This is a genomic window from Paraburkholderia fungorum (assembly GCF_046027605.1).
Taxonomy (GTDB): domain Bacteria; phylum Pseudomonadota; class Gammaproteobacteria; order Burkholderiales; family Burkholderiaceae; genus Paraburkholderia; species Paraburkholderia fungorum_F.
This window is the reverse complement of the sequence record NZ_JAQQEF010000002.1, coordinates 424,482-450,761: the sequence shown is the minus strand read 5'-3', so window position 1 is coordinate 450,761 and position 26,280 is coordinate 424,482. Positions and strand designations below refer to the sequence as shown.

The 26,280-nt window shown below is 59.5% G+C and carries 23 protein-coding genes; 7 read left to right on the top strand and 16 right to left on the bottom strand.

Going from position 1 to position 26,280, the window contains the following annotated elements; genetic code table 11:
- Positions 1-93: 93 nt before the first annotated feature.
- Together PQR53_RS05330 and PQR53_RS05325 are read right to left on the bottom strand one after the other, a co-directional pair.
- The gene (locus tag PQR53_RS05330; protein ID WP_408451534.1) at positions 94-516 is read right to left on the bottom strand and encodes a DoxX family protein; all 423 of its coding nucleotides are present in this window, start codon (positions 514-516) and stop codon (positions 94-96) included.
- 48 nt (positions 517-564) lie between these two features.
- Positions 565-1,263, bottom strand: coding sequence for a pirin family protein (locus PQR53_RS05325; RefSeq protein ID WP_408451533.1), 699 nt, complete (start codon positions 1,261-1,263; stop codon positions 565-567).
- 180 nt (positions 1,264-1,443) lie between these two features.
- Between PQR53_RS05325 and PQR53_RS05320 the strand changes: the two genes are divergently transcribed.
- Positions 1,444-2,361: a LysR substrate-binding domain-containing protein gene (locus PQR53_RS05320; RefSeq protein WP_408451532.1), complete on the top strand. Its 918-nt coding sequence runs from the start codon at positions 1,444-1,446 to the stop codon at positions 2,359-2,361.
- Positions 2,362-2,499: 138 nt separating this feature from the next.
- Here the strand turns inward: PQR53_RS05320 and PQR53_RS05315 are convergent, their stop codons facing one another.
- Positions 2,500-3,174, bottom strand: a complete 675-nt coding sequence (locus PQR53_RS05315; protein WP_408451531.1) for a TetR/AcrR family transcriptional regulator — start codon at positions 3,172-3,174, stop codon at positions 2,500-2,502.
- A 119-nt stretch (positions 3,175-3,293) separates the two neighbouring features.
- Complete coding sequence (locus PQR53_RS05310; RefSeq protein ID WP_408451530.1) at positions 3,294-4,301, bottom strand: zinc-binding alcohol dehydrogenase family protein; 1,008 nt, start codon at positions 4,299-4,301, stop codon at positions 3,294-3,296.
- A 512-nt stretch (positions 4,302-4,813) separates the two neighbouring features.
- Between PQR53_RS05310 and PQR53_RS05305 the strand changes: the two genes are divergently transcribed.
- The 3 genes from PQR53_RS05305 to PQR53_RS05295 all read left to right on the top strand — a co-directional run bounded on the left by PQR53_RS05305 (position 4,814) and on the right by PQR53_RS05295 (position 7,577).
- Positions 4,814-5,710, top strand: coding sequence for an aldo/keto reductase (locus PQR53_RS05305; RefSeq protein ID WP_408451529.1), 897 nt, complete (start codon positions 4,814-4,816; stop codon positions 5,708-5,710).
- Positions 5,711-5,828: 118 nt separating this feature from the next.
- Entirely contained in the window at positions 5,829-6,779 is a 951-nt protein-coding gene (locus PQR53_RS05300; RefSeq protein WP_408451528.1) for an amidohydrolase family protein, read from the top strand.
- A 93-nt stretch (positions 6,780-6,872) separates the two neighbouring features.
- Entirely contained in the window at positions 6,873-7,577 is a 705-nt protein-coding gene (locus tag PQR53_RS05295) for a TetR/AcrR family transcriptional regulator (RefSeq protein ID WP_408451527.1), read from the top strand.
- A 13-nt stretch (positions 7,578-7,590) separates the two neighbouring features.
- On the opposite strand, the gene PQR53_RS05290 is transcribed toward PQR53_RS05295, so the two are convergent.
- The 7 genes from PQR53_RS05290 to PQR53_RS05260 form a co-directional block, all read right to left on the bottom strand.
- The gene (locus tag PQR53_RS05290) at positions 7,591-8,538 is read right to left on the bottom strand and encodes a hydroxymethylglutaryl-CoA lyase (RefSeq protein WP_408451526.1); all 948 of its coding nucleotides are present in this window, start codon (positions 8,536-8,538) and stop codon (positions 7,591-7,593) included.
- Between the two features lie 77 nt (positions 8,539-8,615).
- Positions 8,616-10,370, bottom strand: coding sequence for an FAD-dependent oxidoreductase (locus PQR53_RS05285; protein ID WP_408451525.1), 1,755 nt, complete (start codon positions 10,368-10,370; stop codon positions 8,616-8,618).
- 117 nt (positions 10,371-10,487) lie between these two features.
- Positions 10,488-12,224 (bottom strand): AMP-binding protein, encoded by a 1,737-nt coding sequence (locus tag PQR53_RS05280; protein WP_408451524.1) that lies wholly within the window; start codon positions 12,222-12,224, stop codon positions 10,488-10,490.
- Positions 12,225-12,342: 118 nt separating this feature from the next.
- A complete protein-coding gene (locus PQR53_RS05275; protein WP_408451523.1) occupies positions 12,343-13,131 on the bottom strand; it encodes an enoyl-CoA hydratase/isomerase family protein in 789 nt (262 codons plus the stop codon).
- 64 nt (positions 13,132-13,195) lie between these two features.
- Entirely contained in the window at positions 13,196-14,935 is a 1,740-nt protein-coding gene (locus PQR53_RS05270; RefSeq protein WP_408451522.1) for a CocE/NonD family hydrolase, read from the bottom strand.
- Between the two features lie 223 nt (positions 14,936-15,158).
- Positions 15,159-16,523 carry an MFS transporter gene (locus tag PQR53_RS05265; protein WP_408451521.1) on the bottom strand — a complete coding sequence of 455 codons (1,365 nt, stop codon included), beginning with the start codon at positions 16,521-16,523 and terminating at the stop codon, positions 15,159-15,161.
- Positions 16,524-16,599: 76 nt separating this feature from the next.
- Complete coding sequence (locus tag PQR53_RS05260; protein WP_408451520.1) at positions 16,600-17,700, bottom strand: porin; 1,101 nt, start codon at positions 17,698-17,700, stop codon at positions 16,600-16,602.
- A gap of 678 nt (positions 17,701-18,378) precedes the next feature.
- Between PQR53_RS05260 and PQR53_RS05255 the strand changes: the two genes are divergently transcribed.
- From PQR53_RS05255 to PQR53_RS05245, 3 genes are all read left to right on the top strand, one after another.
- Entirely contained in the window at positions 18,379-19,137 is a 759-nt protein-coding gene (locus tag PQR53_RS05255) for a TetR/AcrR family transcriptional regulator (RefSeq protein ID WP_408451519.1), read from the top strand.
- Between the two features lie 152 nt (positions 19,138-19,289).
- A complete protein-coding gene (locus tag PQR53_RS05250) occupies positions 19,290-19,895 on the top strand; it encodes an FMN-dependent NADH-azoreductase (protein WP_408451518.1) in 606 nt (201 codons plus the stop codon).
- 133 nt (positions 19,896-20,028) lie between these two features.
- Positions 20,029-21,531, top strand: a complete 1,503-nt coding sequence (locus PQR53_RS05245) for an MFS transporter (protein ID WP_408451517.1) — start codon at positions 20,029-20,031, stop codon at positions 21,529-21,531.
- 52 nt (positions 21,532-21,583) lie between these two features.
- Here PQR53_RS05245 and PQR53_RS05240 read toward each other — a convergent pair whose 3' ends face one another.
- Genes PQR53_RS05240 through PQR53_RS05220 form a run of 5 tightly spaced genes read right to left on the bottom strand, consistent with a single transcriptional unit; the run spans position 21,584 to position 26,190 of the window.
- Complete coding sequence (locus PQR53_RS05240; RefSeq protein WP_408451516.1) at positions 21,584-22,501, bottom strand: LysR family transcriptional regulator; 918 nt, start codon at positions 22,499-22,501, stop codon at positions 21,584-21,586.
- Between the two features lie 20 nt (positions 22,502-22,521).
- Positions 22,522-22,857 (bottom strand): ferredoxin, encoded by a 336-nt coding sequence (gene fdxA / locus PQR53_RS05235; protein ID WP_408451515.1) that lies wholly within the window; start codon positions 22,855-22,857, stop codon positions 22,522-22,524.
- Positions 22,857-23,630 (bottom strand): enoyl-CoA hydratase-related protein, encoded by a 774-nt coding sequence (locus PQR53_RS05230; RefSeq protein ID WP_408451514.1) that lies wholly within the window; start codon positions 23,628-23,630, stop codon positions 22,857-22,859. Before PQR53_RS05230 ends, fdxA begins: the two co-directional genes overlap by 1 nt.
- Complete coding sequence (locus PQR53_RS05225; protein WP_408451513.1) at positions 23,627-24,808, bottom strand: CaiB/BaiF CoA transferase family protein; 1,182 nt, start codon at positions 24,806-24,808, stop codon at positions 23,627-23,629. The genes PQR53_RS05230 and PQR53_RS05225 overlap by 4 nt, the downstream gene beginning before the upstream one ends.
- A complete protein-coding gene (locus PQR53_RS05220; RefSeq protein WP_408451512.1) occupies positions 24,805-26,190 on the bottom strand; it encodes an FAD-dependent oxidoreductase in 1,386 nt (461 codons plus the stop codon). Before PQR53_RS05220 ends, PQR53_RS05225 begins: the two co-directional genes overlap by 4 nt.
- Positions 26,191-26,280: the final 90 nt, after the last annotated feature.

The window sequence follows — 26,280 nt, the reverse complement described above, 5'->3', positions numbered from 1 at the left end:
CGTCAAGGAGGCTGCCCGTCCGCGTTGGGGCGAGAGTCGATCCAGGTGAGACGACCCGGCTGCTCAGCCGGCCGTCTCAGCGGATCCGCCTTCTCAACTCACGCTCAGAGATGGCACGAGCGTGCCCGCCCGACCGGAGCGCGCGTCCAGGCTGAACGCGCCGGCACCGAAGTAGGCGATCTGCAGGAGGCCGCCGGCCATCATCACGTTCTTGAGGAAGTGAACCATCTGGTTCTGGTCGGCGAAGTGATGGTGAAAGAACAGCGCGGTGACCACGCAGAACACCGCCATCGCCAGCGACACGACTCGAGCCCTGTAGCCCGACAGCAGCAGCAGGCCACCACCCAGCTCGGTCAGCACGGCAACAATGAACGCGAGTGGCGGCACCGGCAGACCCATGGCGGCAATATAGCCAACCGTCGCACCGTATGCTGCGAGTTTGCCCAGCCCGCTCATGACAAACGGCGCACCGATCAGAATGCGGCCTAACAGCGGAAGAAATTTGAAACGTTCCATAACAAGCTCCTGAAATAAATTTGCGGAGGTGGAGTACGAAAAAGGAAATTAGCCGGCGTCCACCATCACCAGCTCGGAATCTTCAAGGGCGGAAATCTGGGCCGCGGCGACTTGCGTGATCGCTACGCCATCCAGCGGCCCAACGGGCTCGCCATTTACTTCGACGCGCCCCGAGGCCACGACGAGATAGCTACGACGCGCCGGACCCAACTCGTGTTGGACGCTTTCACCTGCCCTCAGCATTGCGCCAAGCACCCGCGCGTTGGCACGTATAGGAAGCGCACCTTCATCGCCAGCGAATCCACTGGCGAGGACTATGAAATTTCCGGACCGGTCGCTTTTGGGAAACGGCTTGGTATTCCACGCGGGTTCGCCACCGCTTTCGCGAGGTAGAAGCCAGATCTGATAAACCTTGAGCGGCACCTCGCCCTTGTTGAACTCGGCGTGGCGTATGCCCGTGCCGGCGCTCATGACCTGGACGTCGCCTGCGTGGATCGTTCCTTCGGATTCCAAAGTGTCCCGATGACCGAGCAGGCCCTGGCGAACATAGGTGATGATCTCCATGTCACGGTGCCCGTGCATGGGGAAGCCGCTGCCAACGGCAATCTCGTCGTCGTTCCAGACGATCAGGGGACCGAGGGCGGCGTGCGTGGGATTACCGTCGGCACTGACCGCGAAATGGAATTTCGCGCGTAGCCAGCCGAGGTCTCCCCTGTCCAATGATTCCCAATGCCTGTGTCTGAGCATGTTCGCCTCCGTTTCCCGGCACCGCGAATGCGACGCTTGTCAGCTGTGCCTGCCGCCGAATGTTGGCGCTGGTACAGCCGATGAGATGAATGCTATATTTGCAACGGACTCCCGCATAGATCCCTTACCGGAACGAATCATTGCTTCACATAGAACGATCAGAAGGAGGTACGTCTGCTCATGAACGCAATCACTGACCTCAATGATCTTCGGCTGTTCGCCGAGGTGGTCGAGCAGGGAAGCTTCACAGCGGCCGCGCGCGGCCTCGGCCTACAGACGTCGAAACTCAGCCGGCGCGTGCGTGCTCTGGAAGAGGAACTTGGCGTGCGCCTGCTCAATCGCACCAGCCGGAGCCTGTCTTTGACCGAAACCGGGCGGCAGTTCCACCAGCATTGCCTTGCGCTAGTGGCGGAAGCAAAGGCCGCCAAAGATATCGTGGACCGGACGAGATCCAGACCGCAGGGCACTGTCCGCATCAGTTGCCCCGTGGCCTTACTGGAGTCCGGCATCTCCACGATCATTGCGCAATATGTCCAGGACAACCCTGACGTCCAGGTCCTGCTGGATGCAACCAATCGCCGCGTGGATGTCGTCGAGGAAGGCCTGGACTTTGCCATCCGGGTCAGGCTTCCGCCATTGGAGAACACCGATCTCGCCGTCCGCCAGCTCGGCCTGTCGATCCACATTCTGGTTGCCAGTCCCGCATTGGCCGCGCGCCATCCGCCGCCCGACTCTCTCGAATCCGTGAAGGGATGGCCCACCCTCTCCATGACCAGCAGCGGCGGGCGATTTGTCTGGAACCTGATCGACGTGGAGGGGCGCGGGACCTCATGGGTGCACCAGCCGCGCCTCGCGACCGACGACCTGGCCAGCCTTCGGGTTGCGGCAATGTCGGGTGTGGGCGTGGCCATGCTGCCGAGAGAACTGATTGAGAGCGATATTCAGGCAGGCCGCCTGCTGCACCTGCTGCCGGATCTATCCACCACGCCGGGCCTTGTACACGCGCTCTTCCCGACGCGCCGGGGCATGGTTCCGGCCGTGCGTCATTTGCTCGATGCACTCGTTGCAGGATTTGAAAGTCTGAACCGGCAGCGCTAGCGCGGCCGGGTACGGCTTCGGAAATCTCGAACTGAAGCTACGCGACGGCCGTCCCCCACCAGTCGTTAGTTGCTGCACTGTTGGGAGAGTAAAGGTCGACAGCTATTCACGACGTGCTCGCAGGAGATGTCCCGCTGATCAGCCCGGGACGTAGCTCCTGATTATGTGGTCGACCAGGGTCGGCAAACGCTGAGCGACCCGCCGGGCATCGCTGCCCGATTTGAAACTGGACGATGCGCCTTCCCAAAGCATCATCAGCGTATCCGCCAGGGCCTCAGCGTCCACTGCTTTTGCCGCAATTGCCAGTCTTATCAATAGTGCTCGAAACTCGCGACCAAGATCGGTGCGCGATAGTCTGAGAGGATGCTCTTCGTCAGTGACCTGTACCGCGGGCATTCTGGATTGGCTGCGCTGATAAGCATCGGAAGCCAGTTCGACGGCGACATCGATAAAGAGTTCGAGCAGGTGTTGAACGGGCTCCTCGCCAGATCGATGTCCTGCTTCCCGCCACCGCGCACGCTCACGATCACAAAGCCGGTCAGCGTGAGCCTGTAAAAGCGCCTTGCGCGATCCGAAAATCCGATAGATGCGCCTCTTACTGAATCCCGTTTGATTCGCGAGCCGCTCGACATTCAACGACTCGATTGGCTCGCGATGGAACAGCGCTACCGCGGCATCAAGAACGATGTTCCGGAGATCGCCCGTTGCGGCCCGTGGTTGTCTCCCGTGCTTTCGACGGGTCGCGGACCGCGCAACCCGCAACGATTGCGGTTCATTTTGCTGAGCAAAATCCTCCACCATTGCTTTCCACATCGTTCAGTCATCCTTTGTTTCAGCAGTCAAACCGGCGCTGACGACCGTTGTGGTGATTCTCGTGCGATGTATGCCACGTTGGTAACGCCGTATCGCCCGCCACACTGTTGCGCCAATCATCATTGGAATCCCTCCAGCACGGTTTTTCCGATCGCCCTGCCCGTTTCGATCCGCTCGTGGGCCAGGCGAAGATTCGCTGCCGTCAACGGGCCGCCCACGTGCGTGAGCGTCGTGCGCAGCGCACCGGCATCGACCATTGCCGATACTTCTTTCAGCAGGCGGTGCTGAGCGTCCATGTCCGCTGTCTGGAACAGCGACCGGGTAAACATCATCTCCCACGAAACAGTGATGCTCTTCGGCTTGAACGGCGCAATGCTGTCGTCGAAGTTGTCGATCAACGTGATATGGCCCTGGGGGTTCATCGCGCGGGCGAGACTGGGGGCGCTGCCAGGCGTCGACGTGATCGCTCCGATATAGTCCACGCCACTGAAGCCGATCGCGTGCAGCGCTTCGTCGATAGGCTTGCTGTGATCGGCAACGTGCTTCGCGCCGAGCTTGCGTACCCACTCGACACTTTCGGGCCGGGATGCAGAGGCGATGACAGTGAGGCCCGTGAGGCTGTTCGCCAGCTGGATCAGCATGGACCCGACGCCACCTGCTCCGTTCAGAACAAGCAGCGTGCCACAGGGTGTGTGCACGCCGCGCGGCACCTTCATGCGGTCGAAGAGCATTTCCCATGCAGTTATCGAAGTGAGTGGCAAGGCTGCCGCCTCGGCGAACGACAACGAGGTGGGCTTGGGCCCAACGATCCGCTCGTCGACGAGATGAAACTCCGAGTTGGTCCCGGGACGATCCATCGCGCCCGCATAGAAGACTTCGTCGCCCGGTTTGAAACGGGTGACGTCACGTCCCACCGCTTCGACAACGCCTGCCGCGTCGTAGCCCAACACTCTGGCAAGTGAGCCCTCTGGAGGATCTTCCCAGCGACGGCGCTTCACATCGACAGGATTCACCGACACCGCCTTCACGGCGACGCGCAAATCGCGCGAGCCAGGTTCCGGCACCGGAAGTTCAAGATCGGTCAAAACCTCGACGCCACCTTTCGCTGTATAACCAATCGCCTTCATACGTTCTCCAATGCCGGCTATGCCGGACTGTCGCGGCTATGTCATGCGAAGCGCGGGTCCACTCCGCCCGGGTATTGCATCGGCCTTGCTTCTGCGTGCAGGCCAACTCACGGTCCAGGCCATTGGCGATGCTATATCCACAGCGATAGTTCGCATACCTCCTGAATTGCAACGCACCATTGCGCTGGTAGGACGTTAAGGGCCCGGCATAGAGCGACCGATGACCCTGACCTCAATAATCCCCGCTGCCAGGAAGCGGCCTTTCATCGGCGACTGCAATAAATGCGTGCAATTGATCTAGCGAAACGCTGCCTGGCATGTATCGCCCCTGACGATAGACTGCATCGAAATACATAGGCTTCTTTTCCGATATGCCACCGCTTACCCTGCTTTCCGCGAGATCGCACACCGAGCGGTCAGTTTCTCTCGCCATTCACCACCATTGAGCACACATCGTTCCGCGGCCTGTCACCGTCGTGGGTATACATCGGTTAGTCCATAAGGAATAGTTCATGCAAAACGTCCACGCCGGTCACGCGGCCATTCCAGCGATAGGGTTTGGCACCTACGGGATGAATGGCGACGACATCTATCGAATGATCCCCGCAGCCCTTCGTGCTGGCTTCCGTCATATCGACACTGGGCAAATCTACCGCAACGAGGCCGAGATCGGCGACTGCGTCGCCGCCTCCGGCATCCCAAGAAGCGAAGTGTTTCTGACGACCAAGGTCTGGGTCAGCAACTACGCTGCACGATACTTCGATGCGTCCGTCAACGAGAGCCTGCGTAAGCTCAGGACGGACTACATCGACTTGCTCCTGCTGCATTGGCCTGGGGGATCGGAGGTGCCTCTCGCCGAACAGATCGCGGAGCTTAATGCGGTGGTGCGCGCCGGCAAGGTCCGGCACATAGGCGTCAGCAACTTCAACCGTACACAGATGACGGAAGCTATCCGGCTCTCGGCTGCTCCATTGGTAACGAATCAGTTCGAATACCACCCGTATCTGAACCAATCCTTGCTCATCGAAAGCACGCGCGAGGCCGGGCTTGCTGTGACAGGCTATTGCGGCATGGCTGTTGGCCGCGTGTTCTCGGACCAGACGCTCAAGGAGATCGCGGCTCGTTATGACAGAACCATCGCCCAGATCGTCTTGCGATGGCTGGTTCAACAGCACGGCATCGTGGCGCTTTCGAGAACCACGCGGATCGACCGACTAGTACAAAACATAGCGGTATTCGACTTTGAGCTGGATGATGCGGACATGGCAGCAATACATGCATTGGCGAGCGCAGGCAGCCGAATTGTCAATCCGCCCGGTCTTGCCCCACAGTGGGATAACGCCCAGGCGCTTGACCAGCAGATCTCTGGCGATCGCGTCCTTCGCAACAAAGGAGAACGTCTGACGTAACCTGCGATCCAGATGCCTCACTAAACTTTGCAATCGTAAAAATTAACGTATAAGATGAGTCTAACCGGAGGGGCGTAGCACCTGCCGATGTGAGAGACCAGTTCAGGAGACGACCGCCATGTCGAAGCGAAAGATTGATACGCACCAACATTTTCTGCCGAAGCTTTACGTGGACGCAGTAGGGCTGGATTTGCTGAGGGCGGCGATGCCAGGCGGCGTGGCCCCAAGCTGGTCCGTCGAGGCAGCCCTCGCGATGATGGATGAAAACGGAATCGACGAAGGGATCCTGTCGATCTCATCGGGCCCCACACTGCCGGACGCCGTTACGTTGCTGAGAAAATGCAACGACCACGCAGCGGAGCTCAGAGCCCGGCATACCGGACGGTTCGGCTCCTTTGCAAGCTTGCCGCTGCCGGACGTCGACGCAGCGTTGAAGGAAGTCAGCTACTGTCTCGACGAGTTGAAGGTTGACGGTTTCATTGCCTTCACGAACTACAACGGACTGTATCTGGGCGACGAGCATTTCACGCCGTTGTGGGAAGAGTTGGACAGGCGCGAGAGCGTGGTCTTCGTTCACCCTAACCAGCCTCCTCACGACGTGCCGCCGGTCGCTCCGGCGTCTGTGCTCGAATATCCGTTCGAGACAACCCGCACCGCCACAAGCCTGATCATGTCAGGTGTATTGAGTCGCTTCCGGAACATTCGCTTCATTCTTTCGCATGCCGGGGGAACGCTGCCGTTTCTCGTACCCCGTCTCGCTCTCTCGATTGCCATGATGCCTGCGGTGGCCGAGCGTGTGGGTGACACGTTAGCGGTGGTTCGATCCTTCTACTTCGACACGGCACTTGCCGCCGGCTATCCGCCCCTCAGCGCGCTGGCGCAAGTGGCCGACCCCGATCACATTCTCTTCGGCACGGACTTTCCGTTTGCTCCGACAAGCGCAATCCGACAGTTCGGTAAAGTGCTCGACGATATCCAGATTCCCGGCATTGAGATGGATAAGGTGTACGGGGAAAATGCCGCCAGGTTGCTCGCTCGCCAAAGGTACTGGCAATCCGCGGCGGGCTGAAGGAAAGACAATGCGCAATATCAACGAAGACACCATCACCCAGGCGGTACTCGCACTCAATATTCATTTCAACGTGTCGCAGTGTATTCGCCCATGGCGTCACTAACACTGACTGATGCAAGAAATGTCCGGGCCGCTCGCCCGGCGAAACGCAAGCGTACTGAGCAGCAGCGCGCGCAGGAAACGCGTTCGGCCATCTTGAATGCAGCGCTTACCGAGTTTTCATCAAAGGGTTTCGAGGCCGCGAGTATCCGCAGCATTGCCGATCGAATCGGCAAGCAGCATCCGCTCATTACCTATCACTTTCGTTCCAAAGAAATTCTGTGGCAGGCGGTTGCCGAATATGTATTCGAACGGGTTCGGCAAGAACGCGATGCAAGCCTATCCAATTTCGGCCCGGCTAGTGCAGTCGATCGGCTCAAGCTGGCATATAGAGCGCTGTTTCGCTTCACTGTGGACTTTCCCGAGTTTCACCGCTTCATCCTTCAGGAATCGCTAGGTTACAGTTCGCGGCTGCAATGGCTCGCGGATATCATCCTAAAACCGCTGATCGATTGGCTGCTACCGCAAATCCGCGCTGTCCAGGAGGAACGCGCGATACCCAACGTCGAGCCAATTGTTTTCCACTACATGTTGATTAGTCTGACGTCGACGCTGTCGGGTTTCGGTCCAGAAATTTCGGCGACCAGCGATCTATCACCGTCCGATCCGGCGCTGGCTAGCGACTATTGGTGCACTGTAGAGCAGCTCGTGTTTGGAGCATTCGCATCGTGTGAAAAGGGCTCCGGGAAACAATGATGCAGGTAACAACTCAGTTGCGTACCTTGCGCGCTGTCAGTGCTTTGCCCGCACGCGCGCCGTTCTCCCGGCCCATTTGCTGACTCACCCAATCACCAATCGAAACGACGGCGTCGAGATCAATTCCCGTTTCAATCCCGAGGCCGTCTAGCAGGTAGAGTAGATCTTCTGTAGCAACATTGCCGGTGGCGCCTTTCGCATACGGACAGCCGCCCAGTCCACCAACGGACGCGTGAAACACCGACATTCCGACCTGAAGGGCGCCGACGATATTGGCCAACGCCTGCCCGTAAGTGTCATGAAAGTGGCCAGCGAGGCGCTCCAACGGAAACTCCCTTGAAGCCGCCTGAACGACTCGCTGAACATGATGCACCGTGCCCACTCCAATCGTATCGGCAATGTCGATTTCGTCACACCCCAGATCGCGAAAGCGCCTGACCATATCGACGACGGCATCAACGCTCACCTGCCCCTGGTACGGACATCCGAACGAGCATGAAATGCTGGCGCGCAATCGCAATCCCGCTGCTTTCGCCATGCGCGCCACCGGGGAAAAGCGCTCGAGAGATTCCGTGACGGAACAATTGATGTTGCGGACGGAAAAGGCTTCGCTCGCGGCACCGAAGATGACGACCTCGTCGGCCTTGCTCTCTATTGCGGCTTCGAGTCCTCTCATGTTGGGTGTCAGTGCGGCATACGAAACGCCCGCCTCGCGATCAATCCCCGCCATGACTGCCGCACCGTCGGCCATCTGCGGAATCCATTTCGGCGACACGAAGGAGGCAGCTTCGATTCGTCGTACGCCGGCGCCCACGAGCCGATTGACCAGTTCAATCTTGATGCCGGTTGGTATGAACCTGCTTTCCGCCTGCAGACCGTCTCTAGGCCCAACCTCAACAATGTGTACGCGCTTTGGAAGACCGCTATCCATGCCGTCCTTCCAACGCTCCGGCTGATTCATCCTGAACTCCATTTTTTGGCAAGAGTCGACACGCGCGATCTGGGCACGCTCGTGTCGCCGCGGTAACAGCCTGGCATTTACCGCGACAGCACCTGTCGCAATGCCCGGCGAAGCTCGGCTGCCGGATCGTTCGGCAATGTGAGGCTACGCCACGCCACATGATGGTCCGGACGGGCCAATACGCAACCGCTGTCGCCGATTTCGCGCACACGAGCCCAGTCGCCAGTGTGGTCCGCATAAGACTGCCGCGGACCAATAACGTGTACGTCGACCTTCAATCCCAGTTCCTCACCGACGCTTGAGGCAGCCTCAACCCATGCTTCGCCTCCAAGGCCGGTGAACAGCACGAATCGCCCATGTCCCGCGAGGTCCAGCGTGGAGTGTTGCCGTCCCCGGGAGTCGAAAATCCAGGCGTGCGGCAGACGCGCGCCCGGCCATGTCGTCGCCTGGTAGTACAGCTCGCGATCACGCGTGAAGGCCGGCTCCGCCTGCCCATCGGTCAACGCGGCGCTGGATTGATAGCGTTGATTCATCTCCACGCCCTGGGCGTCCAGTTCATAGCGCTTGAACGCCAACGCTTCCCGAATTTCGTCCCGCTGTTTTTCCGCCGCTTCACCGGTTCCGCTTCGAGCATGCATATTCGCTTGCAAGACTTCCGCATCGTTCGATTTGTCGATGCCAAGCGCACTATAGAGCGGCGCGAATTCGGCAATCGACTGGTTCGCGCGGGTGACGACCTGTTTCGCGATCGGCGCACGCTCGGCCGAATAGGTCTCCAGAAGCGCTTCGCCCGCGCGCCCCTTGATGACTTCCGCGAGCTTCCACGCGAGATTAAACGCGTCCTGAATCGATGTATTGGACCCCAAGCCTCCGGACGGTGGGTGCCGGTGGGTCGCATCGCCCATGCAGAACACTCGTCCCTCCTGCATGCTCGTTGCGTACATGTTGTTCACTGTCCATGTATTCGCGCCCAACAATTCGATCTCGAGATCCGGCTTGCCCACCAGCTGGCGTGCGATCGTGGTGGCCTTTGCCTCGTCTACAACCGGCGCAGGCTCATTGATGTCATAACCCCAAACAATCAACCACTCGTGCCAAGGCCGAACCATCCGGATCAGGCCCATCCCGATACCACCCACTTCCGCGCCCGGTTGCATGATCGGGTACAACACGGCAGGCCGGTGCGCAACGAATTCAGACAGGTCCGCGCGGAACCAGATGTTCATCGACCCTCGCACGCCCATCTGCCCTTCGAAAGGCAGACCCGCATCTTTTGCGACCTTGGAGTTCCCTCCGTCGGCGCCGATAAGGTACTTTGATCTGACCGTAAACTCCTCCCCCGACAAGCGGTCACGGCAGCGCGTCATCACACCGTCTTCAGTCTGCGTGTGACTCAGATATTCGGTACTCATCCGCGCCTCGGTCCCTCGTGCGCACGCCGTCTTGAAGAGCAGCGGCTCCATGAACGTCTGCGGCAAATCGTTCATCTTCGTCGGACTCGACAATTGGCGTTCCGCTCTTGACAGCGGATGCAGTCCCCAACTGGGTACCCGGCCAATCTCCTCACCGGTCAGACTTTCGCAGAAAACCGTCCCGCCCATCAGATCCTGATCGGTTGCGTACAGGTAAGCCTCCTGCTCCACTTGCTGGCCGAGGTCGCGAAGGACCTCCATGGTGCGCAGGTTTGTGATGTGCGCTCTCGGCGTGTTGGCCAGCCAACGATATTGATTGACGACCATGTTGTTGATGCCGTACGTCGACAGCAGCGCGGCGCAGGCCGATCCAGCTGGCCCCGTCCCGACGATGAGTACATCCGTGGTTATTTCATACATTCGACACCTCCAATTTAAAACCTTCGTATTCCGCCACGTCCATATAATCTGGATACCTGATTAACGGCGATCTACGAGTCTCTGTTTTTACGATCCTTCCCAGGTTTCGCGAACCTGTCAGGCGGTCTTGTGCTCGGTCAGATTGAGATAGCGGATCATCTCCTCACGCATGGCAAACTTCTGTACCTTTCCCGTAACAGTCATCGGCAGTTCATTAACGAAACGAATATATTTCGGCACCTTATAGTGAGCGATCTGTCCTCGGCAGAAATCCCTGATGTCCTCCTCAGTCGACCCTTCACCTTTCCGAAGCACGATCCAGGCGCACAACTCCTCGCCGTTCTTATCATCCGGCACGCCAAACACCTGCACATTCTGTATTTTTGGGTGCCTGAAGAGGTATTCCTCGATTTCGCGGGGATAGATGTTTTCGCCCCCGCGAATCACCATGTCTTTCAATCTTCCGACGATGTTGCAGTATCCATCGGCGTCGATTGTGGCGAGATCGCCGGTATGCATCCATCCGTCAACGATGCTTTCGCGTGTTTTCGTCTCGTCTTCCCAGTAGCCCAGCATCACCGAGTAGCCTCTTGTGCAGAGTTCTCCCGTCTCGCCGATCGACACAGTACGCCCATCGAAATCAACGATCTTTACCTCGAGATGAGGTTGAATCCGTCCAACCGTTGTCGTGCGCTTATCCAGCGGATCCGTGGTTGCGCTCTGAAACGATACGGGACTAGTCTCTGTCATTCCATACGCAATGGTGACCTCTCGCATATGCATTTTTGTCACGACCTGGTTCATTGTCTCGACCGGACAGGGCGACCCTGCCATGATGCCGGTCCGCAGGCTACTCAGATCAAACGATGAAAAGTCCGGATGCCCCAGTTCAGCGATAAACATGGTCGGCACCCCGTGAAGCGCGGTGCAACGCTCTTCCGAGACGGCCGCGAGGGTCGCGCCGGCATCGAATCCTTCGCCCGGGAAGACCATCTGCGCGCCCACCGACACGCACGCAAGGACGCCGAGCACCATGCCGAAACAGTGGTACAGCGGGACCGGAATACACAGCGAGTCGGCTTCGGAGAGCTTCATCGCTATCGCAACAAAACGCGCGTTGTTGACAATGTTCCGATGTGTCAGCGTTGCACCCTTCGGGCTGCCGGTGGTGCCGCTCGTGAACTGGATATTGATCGGGTCACGGGGAGAAAGTGTTTGCGCGATGGTATCGATTAGCTCGCGCCCGTTGTTTCGAAGAAGCCCTTCTCCACGCTGCATGATCGCGTGAAATGACATGACGCCCGATGCGCGCCAATCACCCACGGAAATCACCGTACGAAGGTCTGGCAGGCGCGCGGCCATTAGCTCGTCCGGCTGCTGTGATGCCAGTTCAGGCGCTACGTCGAGCAACATTGAAATGTAGTTTGACGCTTTGAAACTCTCAGAGGTGACGAGCGCTTTGCATCGTACTTTCCGTAGCGCATACTCAAGTTCCGCTACCCGATAGGCTGGGTTGATGTTGACCAGTACAGCGCCGATGCGCGCTGTCGCGAACTGCGTGAGCAGCCATTCGAACCGGTTGGGAGACCAGATGCCAACGCGATCCCCTTTTTCTATTCCGAGCGACAGGAAACCTGCGGCGAGTTGATCGACATGGTCATCGAATTCCCGCCAGGTCCACCGAATGCGTTGCTCCCGGAATACCACAGCTTGCCGATCAGGAAACCGGCGTGCTGTTTCCCTTAGAAACTGGCCAACTGTCGACTCACTCAACGGAACGTCCGTCGCACCCCGTACGTAGGCAACGCCATCGGCGGGTATATCGAGCGTAAGGGAACCGGGTAAAGTGTGCATGAAGCCTTCCTCCATCGTTGCTGCGCGAGTCTGCAAAAAAGTCAGTCGAACCGGGGTTAAGTAGCCATTGCAATGCTGCTAGTGAGATCGGGGCTGCCCGCACTGGGGATGCGTCGGGTTATTTCCCGTGAAAAACCATCTCGTCGGGCTGCTGGTCGCGGTCGAACGCTTCGGCCGTATTGGCAAACCCCCGCGTGGCGTCTTCCGTGTCGTACAAATCCATGCAGACATCCAGCATGGCAATGTCGGCACCCGCTATGCCACCACTTGACCAGGTCTTAAGCAGGGTGCGCGTCGCCGCGTACGAAAGCGTGGGACCGTCCGAGAGTTGCCTCACCAGTGCGCTGGCGACACGTTCGAGTTCACCCGGTTCAGCCACGTGTGTGGCAATCCCGAGCTCCACGGCCTGGCTGCCCAGAATCGGTTCGCCCAGCATGGCGAAGCGCGACGCGCGACTACGCCCCACTCGCTCGGCCAGCCGCTGCAGCGCGCCCGCAATAGGAAGCATTGCCGTTGTCACTTCGACACATCGAAACACTGCGTCGGTCGCCGCCACAATGAAGTCACAGTTCAACGCGAGTTCGAAGCCCCCGCCGAAAGCCAGGCCCTGTACCACTGCCACCGTCGGGACGCGGAGCGCTTCGATCGCGCGATACGAACTGTTGATTTCCGCAACGAATGTGCGAAACCAGTTCAAATCTTTGTCCGGCCATTCGCGAACTTCTCCACCGAGACTGAAGTGAGGCCCCTCCGCGCGGATGACCAGCACCCGAATATCGCTTTCGCTCGCTTCATGAACCGCCTCGCGGAGACACTGTGCAAACCGCACATCGAGCCGGTTGTAGGGCGGATTCGCCAGAACGATATTCCCAACCTTTCCATCCCGCTCAAAACGTATGCTTTTCATCGCTTAACCTCATTTTTCAGTCAAACTCACCGCACGGCTATGACTCTCAGGAATGCGCTTCAATTCAGGAGCGCTGTCCATTCAATGGAATGATTGGAAGCAGCAGATGTGAGGGGTGATCCGCGTCCCGGTAAATCTTGTGGGTGACCGTATTGCTGCTGGTTACGTGATACGGAATGTATTCGACGTCGGTCATCGCGCCCGTTCCCGTAGGCGCGTCGAGACTACAGATCTCGATACAGATTCGATGGCCGGCCTTGAACTGGTTTGCCGTAGCGATCACCTGGATTTCATACTTGATGATCTCGCCAGGTGTAACCGGCGCGATCGAATCCTTCGTCAGCTTGTGGAATGGTTCCGCAGGCCTGGACCGGTCAGGATCAGTTGCACGGTACGACGCTTTCAGCCAGCCACGGGTAAGTTCACGCTCCGGCAATGTTTCCGGAACCGCTCGTTCACCGACGCGCGCGGTAACGACCGACACGTCCGGACCCACGTCTTTGAGCACGACGATCCAGTTCGTGTCTGCCTGATCAATCTCCGCATAGAGCGTCAGCGAAATCGGCCCCGCTACCAGCACGTCCTGTGCAAGCGGATCAGTCATGTAGCGCAGGCGTTCAACTTTGGAGGTCTTTTTCAGCGGCATTTGCGTGAAGACATCCGGCTCCCGATGGGCATTGCCGACCTCGGCTGAAGGCCGAGGGGCATCTGTGGAAAGCTGCTCCCAACCTGCGAGGTAGTACTTCGCCCATTGCGTTTCGGGCAAAGGCCAGTCGCTGCCCGTTCGCCATTCGTTGGCGCCCATGACCCAGTAACGGACCGGGGGTTCATCCATGATGCCGGTGTCGACACCCTTGAGCCAGTAGTCATACCAACGAATGACCTCATCGTGGTACTGGTGGAACGGTCGCTCCAGATGTGCCGGACCGGTAAAGATCAGCTTGCGCGGCTGCTTTACATTCGCGAAGTAATGCTGGGCACCGAGCCAGTGCAATTTGTAGGTGTACGCGTAGGCGCCGGAGCCTGTATAGAACGGCACCTTGATCGACTTGAAGTTTTCTTCGGCTCGCTCGACGGTCCCGTCAGCCTCCCACGGGTTCGTCATGATGTGATACATCACCCCGGTGCGCTGACCCTTCTGTGTCAGGATGTTGTACAGGTTGATGTACATCTTGTAGTCGGGATTGCGCATGGCTGCACGCCAGAGTTCCTCCTGCGCATCGGGTAACGTGCCCGGCACATCGCGTGGTTCATGCACGGTGCTGAAAACGTCAAGCAAGTAAGGGAACGTGTGAATGACGCCACCAGGATTGAAGTCCCGAAACCCAAACATGCCGCCGTATGCACTACAGGCGTCGTACGGAAAGATCGCCTTGAGCGCAGGGTGTCCTTGTGCCGCCGCACGCCATTGTTCACCGGCAAAGCCTGAGATGCCCACCATCCCGACATTGCCATCGGACCACGGCTGCTGGGTGATCCATTCGATCATGTCGTAATGGTCGGTATTCTCCTCGCCATAGTGGCCTTCCGACTTGGCGGAGCCGCGTGGTTGCGCAATGACGTGTACATAACCATTGGCGATGAAGCGGCGAGTGTCTCCGGCCTCTATGGGTCCAAACCAGAGCGGAGCGTGCGCGGGTTGCGGGGGCAAGACATCGGCAATATCCGGACCTTGAAGATCCTTGTTGTGCAGAGCCGATGCGTACAGTACGGGATACTTACCATCCGCATCGGGTCGATAGACGTCTACCGCAAGGCGAGTGCCATCCCGCATCGTGACGACGATGTCGCGTTCCTCAATCATGTCTCCTCCTGTTTCGTTGGCACGTCTGACTGAACAGACAGCCGTGCCCGATCTGAAAATATTCCTTACCTGCCGACATCCGCTTCGCGTTCGCTCTTCAGGAAACTCGTACGATCAAGCAGGTTTCGTAATTCACTATACTTCACGATCGTAAAGTCTGCAAGACGAACGACGCAAAGCACGTCCGCTATCTGGTGCTATTCGGCGACGATGGACCACCCGCCTATACCGTTCCGATGCTCATCGCGCGTTCGTTCAACATTCGTCGTCGTGCGGAAAGAACCCGTGCCATGACGGCCATGCATACGCAAGCCATCAAGAGCGGTATCGACAACAACGCACAGGTGATCAGATAAGGAAAGCCTGATATGACTATCAAACCAATCAACGACGTACCGACGATTGATCCAAGCCGTCCGATCGCAACGTTCCAGCCACCGCCGGACGCACGGAGCGCGGTAGGATAGAAGATGCCCGGAATGGTGTTGACACAGATCAGCGGGCCTCCAACAGCGATGCCGGACAAGAAGACCACGCTCGCGTGCCACTGAGTGGTTTCGGACATGCCCAGCGCGATGACAAGCAGCGAGCCCGCGCCGAAAGCTCCGGAAATGACCGACGCGACGTTATAGCGGCGTACAAGGACCGCAAAAAAAACCGCGCCGCCAAGCGCACCGAACTGGAACAGTGACGACACCTGCGAAGCTTCGTGCATCGATAGCCCTGTCTGCTTCAGGTGCGTCGGTAACCAGCTCCCGATAAGAAAGAACACCAGATAACCCGCAAACTCGGCAAACCACGTCAACACGGTGCCAAGCCGGTATTCACCGCTCAATAGTGCCCCGCTTCCGCTGATCGATTCGCGCGTTTCGGCGATGAATAAATGCATTCGGGAGAAGTCTAAAGTCGGAAAAACTTTTCGGAGAATCCGTTTCGCCTCCTCGCTGGACTTCCGGCTGGCCACGATGTAGAGCGGCGACTCCGGTACTTGCCATGCGAATAAAGCAACCACTCCGAGTGGCAATAGACCACTCAGTACGAGCATGCCTCGCCAACCCAATGTTCCGATAGCCGAGGAAGTCACAAAACCCGCAGCGGCCGCACCGAAAAGAAATCCACAGTAAGTCGACGCGAGCATTGCCGAGCGTGAACGGTCGGGGCTATATTCCGCGACGATCGCTGACGTAGCGGGCATCGCCGCTCCGATGCCGAGGCCAGTTATAAAACGCAAGGCAACCAGCTGAACGATCGATTGTGCTTCGCTCGACATCAGGCCCGCGATGCCAAACCAGGCGATTGCGACGATGCTCACCGCTCGGCGACCGACCCGGTCGGCCAGTGTTCCCCCAACGATTGAGCCAATCAGTAGTCCGGTGAGCCCAAAGGCCACCAGAGGCGAGAGTGCAACGCTCGAAAGATGCCAGTGCTGGCTAATCGAAGGCGCGATAAAGCTGATCACAATCGTGTCGAAACCCTCGATCGCTGTTGCCGCGAAGCAGATGAGGAACACCGTCCACTGCCTTCGCCCCACGGGCATTTCGTTAAAAATCTGGCGTACATCCCGCTGGGCGTCGCTTGTGCTGTTCATTGCATCGTCCTTGATGATCGACCACCGGGTACCGGTGTCAATCTGGTTTCACTCTTCTCTCGACATCACATGTTCGTTAAAACCGGTGACGTATTCCGACTCGCAGCAAACCCTGCGTTTGTCCATTCGACGCGGAAGGGATCAACGTGATCTGCGCCTGCGTTGCCGATCCCGCTGCTTTAAACAGTTCGGCTGCAAAGTAAACGTCCGTCCGCTTCGACAGGAAATAGTTGGTGTAGAGATCGATTGCCCGATAGATTGGGGTCGCGGAAGTCGCATCCACTTTGCCGTGCGTGTAGATGTATGCCACACCTGCGAAGAGAAAGGGCGTAATGAAGTAACCGACGTTTGCCTCGTAGTTGTCCAGGCGCACGTCAGTGCCAAGGAAACCTTTTTTGAAGCGCGTCGTCGTGTACTCGAAGGCAACTGAGGCACTGCCGATCTTGTACGAAGCCCCTACCCCGGCGATAGTTTCGCTCTCCGCGCTCTGCACGTACGGGGCGTAAATGATGTTGCGCGGCGCGATGTTATCGAATGCGGCAGCATACGGATTCTTGATGATCGTATAGGCGGCTGCGATATACAGCGGTAGGTTTATTCCCGTGTAGCTCAGTCCCACCGACGTCACGCTATTCGTGGCGAATTGTCCGGGCTGCCCACCAAAACTGTAGAGCGCACCAAAGGTGAACCCTGCTATTTTTGGACTGGCGTATTTGACCGAGTTGCTGATGCGGATACTCCCTCCAACGTTGTCAACGTCGCCGGCGTGAGCGAAGTAGACCGCCCAGTTCAAACCGGCGGCGACCGTGGAGAGCATTTCGGCGACTTCCTCGTATTGACGCCCAAGGGTGAACGTCCCATACGGACTTGATACGCCAACGTACACCTGCCGGCCGAACAGACGCCCATTGTTCGACAGGTTTCCGCTAGATGGATCAAAGCCGTTTTCCAGCACAAAGACCGCTTTGTAACCTCCACCCAGGTCTTCGGCGCCGCGCAGCCCCCACCTGGACAGTGATCCACCTCCGCTCTGAACCAGCCACGCAGAATGTCCGTTCTGATTGCTTGTGTAGGTCAGGCCTTCATCCAGTAGTCCGTACAGTGTTACGGAACTTTGCGCATACGCCGCGGCAGGCATGACACAAAAAAGCGCCGCGGCCAGGGACAATCTCTTCATCTCCAGTCTCCTCTGTCATTTTGAATGAACGGCCCACTGACACATCAGAGCTGCTGAACGAAGAATAGGTCTAAATTTTCCGGTCGTATAGTTTAATTTTGCCAGGAATATCCCCAGGTATGTTTCGCCTGACGAATGGGGAGAACGGGCGCATGACGCCCTGCGAGGTCTGGATGGGGATTGAATCTGCCAGCCCATCAGATCGGAAATCGAAACTGACGTCGCTCGGCAATGACTTTACGAGGATGCGAACGGGCAACGGAGATAGACGGCGATGTAATGCAATGACGAAGGCACAACTGACCTCGCACGTGTGGCGCGCGAGATTATCTTCGGCGGCCATTCCAACCAGCGATTTCATTTCGAGGCGCGCTCACCTCATTATACTTTACGATGTGAAAATTTAAAGAAAATCTGAACGGCCTGCGGCGGCGGATCGACTGAGCACATGGCATAGGCGATGCAGTGTGGTACTGTGCCGGCCAAATCGACCGTGCTCAACGGACTCAGCGACGCTCAAGATGCGGGGGCGAGTGTGATACCTTTGTGAAGCCCGCCTTCGCTAGCAGTCGCGGATCCTGCTACGCCGATATGATGTTGGTCTGTCAGAAGGCAGAAGGCGGAACGCAGTAGAGCGCGGAAGCAACGCAATAACGAAATTCCCAATCGAGAAATCAAATGGCGGACAGCACAGGTTCCAGGAACGTTGGTAACAAAAGCAGACCAACCGAACTTAGACGCGCAGAGCAGCAGCGGTCGCAGGAAACCCGCTCCGCGATCCTGAACGCCGCACTTGCCGAATTCGCATCGAAGGGCTTTGAGGCTGCGAGTATTCGCAGCATCGCGGATCGCATCGGATTGCAACATCCGCTGATCACCTACCATTACCGATCGAAGGACGAACTCTGGCAGGCGGTAGCGGAGTATGTATTCGAACGCATCCGCCATGAGTGGGACGCTTATCTGACCGATACGCCCCCTGCTGAGGCAGTGGACCGGGTGAAACTCGTGTATCGGGCCTTGTTCCGGTTCACGGTTGATTTCCCCCAGTTTCACCGTTTCATGCTCCAGGAGTTCCTGGTGTACAGCCCTCGATTGCAGTGGCTCGCCGACACGGTTCTCAAGCCGTTGATCAACTGGTTACTGCCGCAGATTCGCGCGGCACAGAATGAACAAGACTTACCCCAGGTCGAACCTATCCTCTTGCACTACCTCATGATCAGCCTGACATCCACGCTGTCTGGATTCGGCCCGGAAATGCTCGCCACCAGCAATGTTTCTGCGTCCGATCCTGCCGTCGTCGAGGCGTACTGGCAGATGGTCGAGGCACTCGTCTTCAGAAAACAACCGTTGACGCCATGTTCGGACAAAGCCGAATCAAGCTCGGGCAAGTCCGGTAACCGGCCCCGCGCATCCGCACGCGTGAAGAGCAGTTGAGGCTCATAACGCACGCAGCCACCAAAACTGCAGGGTTCATCTAAAAAGACGATAGGTCTCATCTGAAAATATAGGCTATCAAGATAGTAACTCGAAGCCTATCGTGCGGGTTTCCGGCAGACACATCGTCTGCCATTTCGGAGATCATTCGCATGAAACTGCTACACATAGATTCCAGCATCCTCGGACAAGGCTCCGTCAGTCGCGATCTGTCAGCGGAGGTCGTCGCGACCTTCCAGACCCGTCATTCCGACCTTGCGATCATTCGTCTCGACCTTGCCGCCACACCGATCGGCCATCTGACGGCAGCCCACCTCGCGGCCGCGCAAGGCGGTCCAGTCGACGAGGCATTGAAGTCCGACATTGCCGTGGGCCAGACCGCGCTCGATGAATTTCTGGCAGCCGACATCGTGGTCATCGGCGCACCGATGTACAACCTTGGCGTGCCCTCTCAACTGAAGGCATGGATCGACCGCATTTCTGTCGCCGGCAAGACGTTCAGCTACGGGGAGCATGGCCCGGTCGGACTGTGCGGCGGCAAGAAGCTGATCATCGCCTCGTCGCGCGGCGGCGTTTATAGCGAAGGCTCGCCCGCTGCTTTCTTCGATCATCAGGAAACCTATCTGAAGGCGGCCTTCGGTTTTCTGGGCATCACGGATATAAGCTTCATTCGCGCGGAAGGTGTGGCGATGGGTGAGGAAGCACGCAGTGGCGCCATCGCTTCGGCGAAGAAAGAGACTGCCGCGCTTGCTGCGTGAGGCAGCACCGCTGGCCCATGCCGATGCCATTCCGGTGGTATCGGCACGCTGGGAAACCCATGGATTTGCCATCTCGTTCAGTGCACAACCGAAAATACTTGCGCCCGCTTGACCACGGCGAAGGAGTCCCTGCATGACCCATTCCATCCACGACAACAAACGCTGGCTGGCGCTGATCGTTCTGTGCCTCGGCGTGCTCATGATCGTGCTCGATACGACGATCGTGAACGTTGCATTGCCGTCGATCGCCGCGGACCTCGGCTTTACCGAAACCTCGCTGGTGTGGGTGGTCAATGCGTACATGCTGACCTTCGGTGGCTGTCTGCTGTTGGGCGGACGGTTAGGTGACCTGTACGGCCATCGCAAGCTGTTCCTCGGCGGCATCACGCTGTTCACGCTGGCGTCGCTCGCGTGCGGCATGGCGAATTCGCAAGTGCTGCTGGTGTGCGCGCGTGCCGTGCAGGGTTTGGGCGGCGCAGTCGTCTCGGCGGTTGCGCTGTCGCTGATCATGAATCTGTTCACCGAGACCGGCGAACGCGCGAAAGCGATGGGCGTCTATGGTTTCGTCTGCGCGGGCGGCGGCAGTATCGGCGTGTTGCTCGGCGGCCTGCTGACCAATCTGCTGAGCTGGCACTGGATCTTTCTCGTCAACCTGCCTATCGGTATTGCCGTCTATGGGCTGTGCGTCGCGCTGTTGTCGTCGGCACGCGGTCATGCTCATGGCGAACGGCTCGACGTGGCCGGCGCTGTGACGGTGACTGCTTCGCTGATGCTCGCGGTGTACGCGGTCGTGAACGGCAACGAAGCCGGCTGGACTTCGGCGCAGACGCTAGGCCTTCTGTTCGCCGCACTGGCGCTGCTGGCCGTGTTTCTCGTCATCGAAGCACGCGTACAGCATCCGTTGATGCCGCTCGGTCTGTTCCGCTTGCGCAATGTCGCGACCACCAATGTGGTCGGCGTGCTATGGGCGGCGGCAATGTTCGCGTGGTTCTTTATCTCCGCGTTGTATCTTCAGCGTGTGCTCGGCTACCGGCCCTTGCAGGTCGGGCTCGCGTTTTTGCCGGCCAGTCTGATCATGGCGTTCTGTTCGCTGGGCCTGTCGGCGCGCGTGGTGATGCGTTTCGGTCTGCGCGTGCCGCTTGTCGTCGGGCTGCTGGTCGCGGCGTGTGGCCTTGCGCTGTTTGCGCGCGCGCCAGTCAATGGCAGCTTCGTGCTCGACGTGCTGCCCGGCATGATCCTGTTCGGCTTCGGCGCGGGCATCGCATTCAATGCCGTGCTGCTGGCCGCCATGAGCGACGTCGATCCGAGCGATTCGGGCCTCGCCTCCGGTATCGTCAACACATCGTTCATGATGGGCGGCGCACTGGGTCTCGCCGTGCTCGCAAGTCTCGCCGCCGCGCGCAGCAGCACGGTGCAGGCCACTGAGACCGCGGTGGCGGCGCTCAATAGCGGCTATCACGTGGCGTTTGTGTTCGGTGCGATCTTGGCGGCGGCGGCGGGTGTGCTGGGCGGTTTGTTGTTGCGTCCCGGGCAGCCTGGCGGCGCAGGCGCACGACCCGTTGCTGACAGTCACGGCGTAACGACAACAGGTCCCGCACCCACAACCGGCAACAGGGCTGCGACAGAGCACTACTGAGCGAACACGAACCGTCCGCGCGGCCAATCATCGGCCGCGCAAACGTCATACCTCAAACGTCGCGCAGCGCCAGTTCGACATGTTTGAGGCGTCGCACAATACGCTCGACGAACTCTAGCGTGACATGAGGCAGCGCCCGCTGGTTTGGTGCAATCACGCCGACGGTGAGCGCGTTGACGTTCACGTCGTCGAGCGGACGCCACACCACTTCGCCACGCGCCAGTTCGTCGAGGAAAGCCAGTTTGGAGAAAAATGAAATCCCCCGCCCCGACGCAATCAGACGCTTGAGCAGCGTCGTCGAATTGCAGGTGACGCTCGGCCGCAGCGACTCCCAGTACTCGGGGAAGTCGGTCGTGACGACGCCCTGGATCGGCGACCGTCCCTCCAACCGCAGAAACGCGTGATTGCGGCATTCGTCGAAGCTGATGCGCTCCATCTTCGCCAACGGATGCGACGACGCCATGACGACACCCGGCGGCAACGAGACCTCGGTCACCACGTCGAGGCCGGCAGGCAGCTTCGTAATATACGAAATGCCGACGTCATACTCACCACTGACGAGCCGGGTCGGCACGTCGTGCGGCGGCACTGCGGCGATCGAATAGGTGACAGCCGGATAAGCGTCTGAAAACTCCTCGACGGTGGCCGGCAGAAAATCGACGAACAGCGAATCCATCGCCGTCACCGACACGTGTCCCTTGCGTTCGCCTTTGAGGTCGTCAAGTTCACTGCGCATCAGGTGGAAGTCGTTCAGCGTCGCGCGAATGTGTTGCAGCATGCGCTCGCCGGCTGCGTTCAGCCGGATGCCATTCGGCAACCGGTCGAACAGTTCCGTGCCCATCTCGGCTTCGAGCTTCAGAATCTGCCGGTTGACCGCGCTCGACGCCACATACAGGTTCTGCGCGGCCTTGCGAATCGAACTACAGCGAGCTACTTCGACAAAATATTTCAGGACGTTCGCGTGCATCATGCTGCCTCAGTTCATCGGTCTCAGTTCATCGGCCGCACCGTCCAGGCGGCGACCACGGGATGATCGCAGGCTACCTTGCCTACGTCGCATGCGCCACCCGGGGAACCGAGCGCACTGGCGTCCGGCCCGAAGAAATCCCGGTTCACAGCGGCGAATACCGCCTCCGCTGGCGGGAGTTCTTCATCGTGAAAAATCGCTTCGGTCGGGCACACTGACACACACACCCCACAGTTGATGCATTCCTCGGGGTGAATGTAGAGCGTGCGGCCGCCCTCGTAGATACAGTCAACCGGACAACATTGCACGCACGCACCGTCCTTGACGTCGATGCAGGGCGAAGTGATGACGTAGGCCATCAGCGTCCGCTCCAGACCGGCTTGCGTTTCTCCTGGAAGGCGCGCACGCCCTCATTCGCGTCCTCGGATTGCAGCGCGGCCACGAGAGCGGGCAGTCGCAACGCCTGAGCATCGGCCGGCGAGAGTGTGGACGTGCGTTTGACCACCTGCTTGATCGCCTGCAGCGACAGCGGAGCGCACGCGAGCAGCGCCTGAACCCAGCGCTGGACGGCGGCATCCAGTTCGGCCCGCGGCACAACTTCGTTGACGAGGCCCATCTCGAGCCCCTCGCGTGCCGAAATCCGGCGGCCGGTCATCAGCATGGCCATCGCCTGGCGGTACGGAATCTGGCGTTGCAGCAAGGTCATGCCGCCGTCGAGCGGCATGCGCCCGACGAGCGCTTCCGGCAAGCCGAAACTCGCTTCGTCACAGGCGATTACCAGATCGCACCCCAGCACCATTTCGAAACCGCCGCCCAGCGCATAGCCGTTGACCCGCGCGATTACCGGGACGTTCAGCGTTTCCCGCAGCGCAATACCGCCGAAGCCGCCCGGACGCGGCGCCGCCCAGTATTCGACCCCGCTCACCGACGGATTTTTCAGGTCCGCGCCGACGCAGAACGCGCGCTCGCCCTCGCCGGTCAAGACCACGACGCGCACGTCGCGGTTATGCTCGAGTTCGGTCCACACGCGTTGCAGTTCGGCTTCGGTGGCCAGGTCCACGGCGTTGAGCGCTTCCGGCCGCGCGAGCGTCACCGTGGCGACGTGCTGGTCGATCACAAGACGTACGCTCATACCGCCTCCGTGGCGAGCTTGCCGTGTAATTGCTGCAGGACCTCTTCGGTATGCTGGCCGAGGCGCGGCGGCCCGCGCCGCAAGCTGACCGGCGCGAGCGACAGCTCGATCGGGCTGCCGATGAAACGCACCGGCTGGCCTTCGCCCTCGCCTTCCAGAATCAGCCGGTTATGCAGCGTCTGCGGATCGACCAGCGCTTCACGCAGATCACGTACCGGTGCGCACAACAGGTCCTGCTCCTCGAGCCGGCCAAGCCAGAAATCGCGTGTGTTGCTCGCAAAGCGCTCGCGGAAGATGCGCTGCAATTCGGCCTTGTGAACGAATTGCTGGTTGAGATTGCAAAAGCGCGCGTCGAGCGAAAGGTCTTCGATCTGCAGCGCGGTACAGATGTCGCGCAGCGGATTCGCCTTGAACGCACCCACGAGGACCAGTGCACCGTCCTGGGCATCGAACACACCCGACAGGGGCATCGCGGCCCAGTTCACTTCCGAGTCGGCCATCATGATCATGGCGGCTTCCTGCATCTGCATCGCGAGCATCGAGTTATACAGCGACACGTTGACCTTCTGCCCCTCGCCCGTGCGTTCACGATGCAGCAACGCGAGCAGGATGCCCTGCACCATGTGCATGCCGGCCGAATAGTCGGCGAGCGCCGTCGGGTACACGGAGATCGGCAGGGATTCGTCCGCGCGGCGCGCCATCACGCCACTCATCGCCTGAGCGAGCACGTCCTGGCCGCCCTTGTGCGCATAGGGTCCGGTTTCGCCGAAGCCCGAGCCCAGCGCGTAGATGATCCGCGGATTCAGGCGGCGGCAGTCTTCATAGCCCACGCCCATGCGGTCCATCACGCCCGCGCGGAAATTGCTGACGACCACATCCGCGTCCGCGATCAGCGCCTTCAATGCCGCCATTTGCTGCGCGTCGCGCAGATCGAGCGCGACGCTGCGCTTGTTGCGATTCAGACTGCAGAAGATCGGATTGTCCGCGCCGGCTACCGGCTCGAACGTCGAGCGGCTCAGATCGCCCGCGCCCTTTCTCTCGACCTTGATTACGTCAGCGCCGTAATCGGCGAGCATCTGGGTGCAGACGGGGCCCATCATGACCTGCGTGAGATCGACGACACGCACGCCTGCAAGCGGCAGATCAGGCGTCTTTGCAACGTTGTCGGCGGCGCTCATGCGGCCTCCCGCTTGTTGATGTGCACGGCAAGCGGCGGAACGTCGGCATTGCGGCCACTCTGGTCGCCCGGATCGGCGCCTTGCGCGCGCAGGGTCTTCTGCAATGTGTGCACGTCGACGTCGCGCACCCGCACGCCCGCACCGAGCGCGAGCGCGGCGGCCACACCGGCGGCTTCGCCCATGGCCATGCAAGGCGGGATTTCACGCGACATCTTCTGCGCCTGCGAGGTCGCCGAGTAGTGGCGGCCGGCGACCAGCAGGTTGTCGATCTGTTTGGGCAGCAGCACGCGATACGGCATGTAGTAGTCACGGCCACGCGCGATGCTGTCGTCAAAACGGGTGCGCTGCGCGAGGTCATCCTTGGTCATCACATACTCGCCTTCGAGCAGGCGTGTCTGGCGTACGCCCGTTTGCGGCGCGACATCGATCACGTAACATTGCTCGAAACCAGGCAGCTTGTCGCGCACGAAATCGACCACCGCGTGAATGTGCTGCCGGCCCTGCACTTCCGCGCGCGTCAGGTCCTCGGGCTTGAGACCGTCGAGACCGGCCATGTGCGGGCAGTTGCACCACACCACGCCGGGCAACGGTGTCTTCAGCCACCAGTAGCCCCACGAGCCGCCGAGAATGCGCTTGATCTGACGATCCAGTGTCGCGAACGCCTCGGGTTCTTCGGCTTCGAAACGCTCGGCCGCCTCCGTATCGACGCCGCCAAGCCGAAACACCGTCGTCGTGATATAGGTGCCACCCACATGCGGCACACCCGCCGACGCCGCGACATCCAGGTCTCCGGTCGCGTCGATCACCACGTCGGCGAGGATCGCTTCACGGCCGCTCTTCGTCTCGCAGATCACGCCCTTCACCTGACCGTCTTCGACCAGCGTGCGGGAGAACCACGAATGCAGACGCAACTTGATGCCGAGCGATTCCACCATCTCCAGCGCGACGCGCTTCATTGCATCCGGATCGAACGCGGCGGCGAAACACACCGGGTGAGGCGTCTTCTGGCTGTGAAAGTCGAAAGTGCCCCAGCGCCCCCACTTGCGATACGCCGCGGGATCCTCGCCCCATTCGTCGGAGCGCGGGAACATCGCCAGCTTGCGCGCCGCCATCCGTTCGATGAAGGTCATGCACACGCCGCGCACCGAAATTTCCTGCAGATGGTTGTCCCACATGTCGTCGAGTACCAGCACCATGCCGCCGGATGCAAGACCGCCCAGGTGGTTGTAACGCTCCAGCAGAATCACCTCGGCGCCGTTGCGCGCCGCGCCGATCGCGGCCGACAGGCCTGCGGGACCGCCGCCGACCACCACGACGTTTGCCTTGGCCGCGACGCGCACATCGCGCGCACTTTCCTGAGTCCAATCGCTGATCATGTTCATGTGTCTCCTTCTGAGAATTCGAGTGTTTCGTGTTCGGTTCAATGCGTGCTTCAATGCGTCCTTCAATCGCCCTTTATTTGCCCTTTATTC